The 6,503-nt window shown below is 70.4% G+C and carries 6 protein-coding genes; 2 read left to right on the top strand and 4 right to left on the bottom strand.

Translation table 11 applies throughout. From position 1 onward, the window contains the following. Positions 1–116 precede the first annotated feature (116 nt). Both coaA and CCN51_RS48870 read left to right on the top strand, forming a co-directional pair. Complete coding sequence (coaA, locus tag CCN51_RS48875; RefSeq protein WP_086861084.1) at positions 117–1,052, top strand: type I pantothenate kinase; 936 nt, start codon at positions 117–119, stop codon at positions 1,050–1,052. Positions 1,053–1,073: 21 nt separating this feature from the next. After that, complete coding sequence (locus CCN51_RS48870; RefSeq protein WP_043491207.1) at positions 1,074–2,012, top strand: DUF389 domain-containing protein; 939 nt, start codon at positions 1,074–1,076, stop codon at positions 2,010–2,012. On the opposite strand, the gene glmM is transcribed toward CCN51_RS48870, so the two are convergent. The 4 genes from glmM to CCN51_RS48850 all read right to left on the bottom strand — a co-directional run bounded on the left by glmM (position 2,009) and on the right by CCN51_RS48850 (position 6,366). After that, a complete protein-coding gene (glmM, locus tag CCN51_RS48865) occupies positions 2,009–3,367 on the bottom strand; it encodes a phosphoglucosamine mutase (RefSeq protein WP_014178799.1) in 1,359 nt (452 codons plus the stop codon). The two genes, CCN51_RS48870 and glmM, sit on opposite strands and share 4 nt — an antisense overlap. Before the next feature lie 156 nt (positions 3,368–3,523). Next, positions 3,524–4,027, bottom strand: a complete 504-nt coding sequence (gene rpsI / locus CCN51_RS48860) for a 30S ribosomal protein S9 (protein WP_014178798.1) — start codon at positions 4,025–4,027, stop codon at positions 3,524–3,526. A 41-nt stretch (positions 4,028–4,068) separates the two neighbouring features. Further along, a complete protein-coding gene (gene rplM / locus CCN51_RS48855; RefSeq protein WP_014178797.1) occupies positions 4,069–4,512 on the bottom strand; it encodes a 50S ribosomal protein L13 in 444 nt (147 codons plus the stop codon). A 234-nt stretch (positions 4,513–4,746) separates the two neighbouring features. After that, positions 4,747–6,366 (bottom strand): ABC-F family ATP-binding cassette domain-containing protein, encoded by a 1,620-nt coding sequence (locus tag CCN51_RS48850; protein ID WP_014178796.1) that lies wholly within the window; start codon positions 6,364–6,366, stop codon positions 4,747–4,749. Positions 6,367–6,503: the final 137 nt, after the last annotated feature.

Below are 6,503 nucleotides of genomic sequence, written 5' to 3'. Positions count from 1 at the left end.
ACAATGAGAGGATGATCACGTCTCCCGCGTAGTACGCGCACCCCGCGCACCCGGAGCACGACTCACCGCCCCAGCACCCTCCCCGCACCCCACGGCGGCCGGAGCCGAGCCCGTACGTGGATCTGTCCCGCGCCGAGTGGAGCGCACTGCGGGACAAGACCCCGCTGCCACTCACCGCCGAGGAGGTCGAGCAGCTGCGCGGCCTCGGCGACGTCATCGACCTCGACGAGGTACGGGACGTCTACCTCCCGCTCTCCCGGCTGCTGAATCTGTACGTGGCCGCCACGGGCAGTCTGCGCGGCGCGCTCAACACCTTCCTCGGCGACACCAAGAAGGGCAACGGCACCCAGCCCGGTACGCCCTTCGTGATTGGTGTGGCGGGCAGCGTCGCGGTCGGCAAGTCCACCACCGCCCGGCTGCTCCAGGCGCTGCTGGCCCGCTGGCCCGAGCACCCGCGCGTCGAGCTGATCACCACCGACGGCTTTCTGCACCCCAACGCCGAGCTTCACCGGCGCGGTCTGATGTCCCGCAAGGGCTTCCCCGAGTCGTACGACCGCAGGGCCCTGACCCGGTTCGTCGCGGATGTGAAAGCGGGCAAGGAGGAGGTCTCGGCGCCCGTCTACTCCCACCTCATCTACGACATCGTGCCGGGCGAACGGCTGACCGTACGCCGCCCCGACATCCTGATCGTCGAGGGGCTGAACGTGCTCCAGCCCGCGCTGCCCGGCAAGGACGGCCTCACCCGCGTCGGCCTCGCGGACTTCTTCGACTTCAGCGTGTACGTGGACGCCCGCGCCGAGGACATCGAGCGCTGGTACCTGGGCCGCTTCCGCAAGCTGCGCGAGACGGCCTTCCAGGACCCGTCCTCGTACTTCCGCAAGTACACCCAGGTCTCCGAGGAGGAGGCGCTGGACTACGCCCGGATGATGTGGCGCACCATCAACAGGCCCAATCTGCAGCAGAACGTGGCGCCCACCCGCGGCCGCGCCACGCTGGTGCTCCGCAAGGGCCCGGACCACAAGGTCCAGCGGCTGTCGCTGCGCAAACTCTGAGACCCGAACGGGGGCATGACCGTGCTGCATCTGCGGCTGATCGTCCCGGCCGACCGAACCGACGAGGTGGTGCGCACCGTGGAGCACACGGTGGGCACCACCCACCTCGTGGTGCTGCCGGGCGTCGCGCGCAACCCGGCAGGGGACGTGGTGCTGGTCGATGTGGCGCGCGAGGCGGGCGACGCCCTGCTGGGCGAGTTGCGCGCGCTGGGCCTGGACACCTACGGCTCGATCGCCGTCGAGAACATCGATCTGTCGCTGTCCAAGCGCGCCGACAAGGCGGAGGAGGAGGCGCCGGGCGAGGGCGCGGACGCCGTCCTGTGGGAGCACCTGACCGAGGCCACGCACGAGGAGTCCACGCTCTCCGTCACCTTCCTGGCCTTCCTCGCCATCGCCACGATGATCGCGGCCTGTGGTGTGGTGCTGGACAACGCGATCCTGATCGTGGGCGCGATGGCGGTCGGCCCGGAGTTCGGCCCGCTGGCCGGGCTGTCCACCTCGCTGGTCCAGCGGGCCCCGCGGCTCGCGGCGCGCTCGCTGATCGCGCTGGTCGTGGGGTTCGCGGTGGCGATGGTGCTGACGACGGGCTTCGGCGTGCTCATGGACGCCTTCGGGCTGTTCCACAAGGATCAGCTGGCACGGCCGCGGCCGAACACCGACTTCATCTGGAAGCCGGACATGTTCTCCTTCGTTGTGGCCCTGCTCGCCGGGGTCGCCGGAACGCTCTCGCTGACCTCGGCGAAGTCCGGGGCGCTGGTCGGCGTGGCGATCTCCGTCACCACAGTGCCGGCCGCGGCCAACGCGGCGGTGGCGCTCGGCTACGGCGAGATCGACCAGATGTGGGGCTCGACGCAGCAGCTGCTGCTGAACCTGGCCGGGATCGTGGTCGCGGGCACGCTCACGCTGCTGGCCCAGAAGTACCTCTGGGCCAAGCAACGCGAGCGGACGCTCGGGCGCTAGCCCAGCGCGGACTTCACCGCGTCCGCAAGGCGCTCCGCGACCGACTGGGCCTGGTCGATGTCCGCGGCCTCGACCATCACGCGCACCAGGGGCTCGGTCCCGGACGGCCGCAGCAGCACCCGCCCGGTCTCGCCCAGCTCGCGCTCCGCGTCCGTCACCGCCGCGGCCAGCTCGGCGCTGGAGGCGACCCGGGACTTGTCCACGTCCCGGACGTTGATCAGCACCTGGGGCAGCCGCTCCATGACGGCCGCGAGGTCGGCCAGCGTACGGCCGGTAGCGGCGACCCGGGCGGCCAGCAGCAGCCCGGTCAGAGTGCCGTCGCCGGTGGTGGCGTGGTCGAGCACGATGACATGGCCGGACTGCTCGCCGCCCAGGGCGTAGCCGTGCTCCTTCATCTCCTCCAGCACATAGCGGTCGCCGACCGCCGTCTGGACCAGCTCGACGCCCTCGCGCCGCATGGCGAGTTTGAAGCCGAGGTTGGACATCACGGTGCCGACGACCGTGTTCTCCCGCAGGCCGCCCGCCTCGCGCAGGGCGAGCGCGATCACCGCGAGGATCTGGTCGCCGTCGACCTCCTCGCCCGCCGCGTCCACGGCCAGGCAGCGGTCGGCGTCCCCGTCGTGCGCGATGCCCAGGTCGGCCCGGTGCTCGACGACGGCGGCCTGGAGCCGGTCCAGGTGGGTGGAGCCGTAGCCGTCGTTGATGTTGAGCCCGTCCGGCTCGGTGCCGATGGTGATGACCTCGGCGCCGGCCCGGGTGAACGCCTCGGGGGAGACCCGGGCGGCCGCGCCGTGCGCCCCGTCGATGACGACCTTCAGCCCGTCCAGCCGGTTGGGCAGGACGCCGACGAGATGGGCGATGTACTGGTCGAAGCCCTCCCCGTACTCGCGCACCCGGCCGACGCCCGCGCCGGTCGGCCGGTCCCACGGCTCGCCGGAGGCGTGCGCGCGGTAGGTGGTCTCGATCCGGTCCTCCAGCTCGTCCGCGAGCTTGTGGCCGCCGCGGGCGAAGAACTTGATGCCGTTGTCGGGCATCGCGTTGTGGCTGGCGGACAGCATCACGCCCAGGTCCGCGCCCCGCACACCGGTCAGATACGCCACCGCGGGCGTCGGCAGCACGCCCACCCGCAGTACGTCCACGCCCGCACTGGCAAGACCGGCCACCACGGCGGCCTCCAGGAACTCCCCGGACGCGCGCGGATCCCTCCCGACCACCGCCACCGGCCGGTGGCCTTCGAAGGTTCCCGCTTCGGCGAGCACATGCGCCGCAGCAACCGACAGACCGAGCGCCATCTCAGCCGTCAGGTCGGCGTTGGCGACACCGCGCACACCGTCCGTACCGAAGAGTCGTCCCACTGGTGTCCTCCGAGATTACGAGCTGGGGGGCGGAAGCTTGCTTGTAGGTATACGCCCCCTGGTGCCAATAGCCGAACGCCCCGGCGGCACGGGTGGTGCCGCCGGGGCGTTCGAACAAGCGAGCGAAGCCGCCGTATGGGCAGCGCAGCCGCGCGATTAGCGCTTGCTGTACTGCGGCGCCTTACGGGCCTTCTTCAGACCGGCCTTCTTACGCTCGGTGGCGCGGTCGTCACGGGTCAGGAAGCCGGCCTTCTTCAGCGGGCCGCGGTTGTTGTCCACGTCCGCCTCGTTCAGCGCGCGGGCGATGCCCAGGCGCAGCGCACCGGCCTGACCGGAGACGCCGCCACCCGAGATGCGGGCGACAACGTCGTAGCGGTCGTCCAGCTCGAGCACCTTGAAGGGCTCGTTGACTTCCTGCTGGTGCACCTTGTTGGGGAAGTACTCCTCAAGGGTGCGACCGTTGATCTTCCACTGGCCGCTGCCCGGCACGATGCGGACGCGGGCGATGGCGTTCTTCCGGCGCCCGGTGCCGGCGGCCGGCTGCGGCTCGCCGAAGCGGGACGCGAGCGACTCGGAGGTGTACTCCGACTCGATCGTCTCCACGCTCTCGGTGGTGTACTCCTCGACATCGAGGGGGGTCTCGGCGGTGGTCTCGGCCACGATGCTCCTCAGATTCTCTTCGTCTTAGGGGGTGGCCGGGACTACTGCGCGACCTGGGTGATCTCGAACGGGACCGGCTGCTGAGCGCCGTGCGGGTGCTGGTCACCCGCGTAGACCTTCAGCTTCGAGAGCATCTGACGGCCCAGGGTGTTCTTGGGGAGCATGCCCTTGATGGCCTTCTCGACGGCCTTCTCCGGGCTCTTGGCCAGCAGCTCGTCGTAGCGGATGGAACGCAGACCACCCGGGTAGCCGGAGTGGCGGTACGCCATCTTCTGGGTCCGCTTGTTGCCGGAGAGGTGCACCTTGTCGGCGTTGATGATGATGACGAAGTCACCAGTGTCGACATGCGGCGCGTACACCGGCTTGTGCTTGCCCCGGAGAAGGGTGGCGGCCTGAGAGGCCAGGCGGCCCAGAACGACGTCGGTGGCGTCGATGACGTGCCACTGACGCTGGACGTCGCCGGGCTTGGGGCTGTACGTACGCACGGTCGTAGCCTTCGCTTCTTCAGTGAGTGTGGTCCTGACAAGGCCACCCGGACGATCACGACAGCCTTGGCCGCACATCGGTGACGCAAACCGAGTGCCTGCCGCTGGTCATCGGCCCGGTGGACCGGCGTAACGGCCTCTCACGTGAGAACGAGCAAGCCAATACGCATAACGAACTGGCAGAATACCGGCCCGCCCCCGTACGGGTCAAAACACCCTCCCGCCGCGCCCGGCTCACCGCTTGCGCGCCACTCGCCCCTCGTCCCAGACCGGCTCCGGCGCCTCCCGCGCCACCCCGTCCGCCCCGAAGACCAGGAAGCGGTCGAAGGACCGGGCAAACCACCGGTCGTGCGTGACCGCCAGCACCGTCCCCTCATACCGCTCAAGACCCTCCTGCAGCGCCTCCGCACTCTCCAGGTCCAGGTTGTCCGTCGGCTCATCCAGCAGCAGCGCGGTGGCCCCCGCGAGCTCCAGCAGCAAGATCTGGAAGCGGGCCTGCTGCCCGCCGGACAGCTTGTCGAAGCGCTGGTCGCCCTGGCGCTCCAGCTCATAGCGGCGCAGCGCGCTCATCGCGCCGCCCCGGTCCTTGGCGTGCTCGGTCCACAGGATGTCGACGAGGGGACGCCCGTCCAGCTCGGGGTGGGCATGGGTCTGCGCGAAGTGTCCGGGCACCACCCGCGCCCCCAGCTTCCACGCGCCCGTATGCGCGACCCCGTCGCCCGCCAGCAGCCGCAGGAAGTGCGACTTCCCCGAGCCGTTGCTGCCGAGCACGGCCACCCGCTCGCCGTAGAAGACCTCCAGGTCGAACGGTTTCATCAGCCCGGTGAGCTCCAGCCCCTGGCAGGTCACCGCGCGCACCCCGGTCCGGCCGCCCTTCAGCCGCATCCGGATGTCCTGCTCACGCGGCGGCTCCTGCGGCGGGCCCGCCTCCTCGAACTTCCGCAGCCGGGTCTTCGCTGCCTGGTAGCGGCTGGCCATGTCCGAGTTGTACGCCGCCTTCTGCTTGAAGGTGAGCATTAGCTGCCGGAGCTTGGCGTGCTCCTCGTCCCAGCGCCGCCGCAGCTCCTCGAAGCGGGCGAAGCGCTCCTTGCGGGCCTGGTGGTACGTGCCGAAGCCGCCGCCGTGCACCCAGACGTCGCTGCCCGCCGGGCCCGGCTCCACGCTGATGATCTTCTCGGCGGAGCGCGCCAGCAGCTCCCGGTCGTGGGAGACGAACAGCACCGTCTTCTTGGTCTCCCGCAGCCGCTCCTCCAGCCAGCGCTTGCCGGGGACGTCCAGATAGTTGTCCGGCTCGTCCAGCAGCAGCACCTCGTCGGCGCCGCGCAGCAGCGACTCCAGCACCAGCCGCTTCTGCTCACCGCCCGACAGCGTCCGCACCTGGCGCCACTGCGCCCGCTCGTACGGGACACCGAGCGCGGCCATGGTGCACATGTCCCACACCGTCTCGGCCTCGTACCCGCCCGCCTCGGCCCAGTCGCTGAGCGCCTGCGCGTAACTCATCTGCGCGGGCTCATCATCCTTGGTCATGATCGCGTACTCGGCCGCGTCCACCGCCCCGGCGGCCTTCCGGATCCCCGGCCGCGCGACCGACACCAGCAGGTCCCGCACCGTCCGGTCGTCCCGTACGGACCCCACGAACTGCGGCATCACCCCGAGCCCGCCGCTGACCGTCACCGCTCCGCCGTGCGGCTTCAGCTCCCCCGCGATCAGCCTCAGCAGCGTGGTCTTCCCCGCGCCGTTGGCCCCCACCAGCGCGACCGCGGCGCCCTCGCCGACCCGGAACGACACATCCCCGAGCAGCACCCGCCCGTCCGGGAGGTAGTACTCGAGATGGCCCGCCTCCACATGTCCCATGCACCGGATTGTGACCTCTGGTGGTGTACCGGACCAACCGGTTTAGCACCTGACCGGATTAAGATGCGCGCCATGAGCTTTGGGCAAGGGGGGCCTTACGGGCCCGGGGGAAGCTTCGGGCCCGTAAGGCCCCCCTT

This window comes from Streptomyces milbemycinicus (assembly GCF_002154605.1).
Lineage (GTDB): Bacteria > Actinomycetota > Actinomycetes > Streptomycetales > Streptomycetaceae > Streptomyces > Streptomyces milbemycinicus.
The sequence above is the reverse complement of the archived record's forward strand: the minus strand, read 5'-3'. Positions and strand labels throughout refer to the sequence as shown.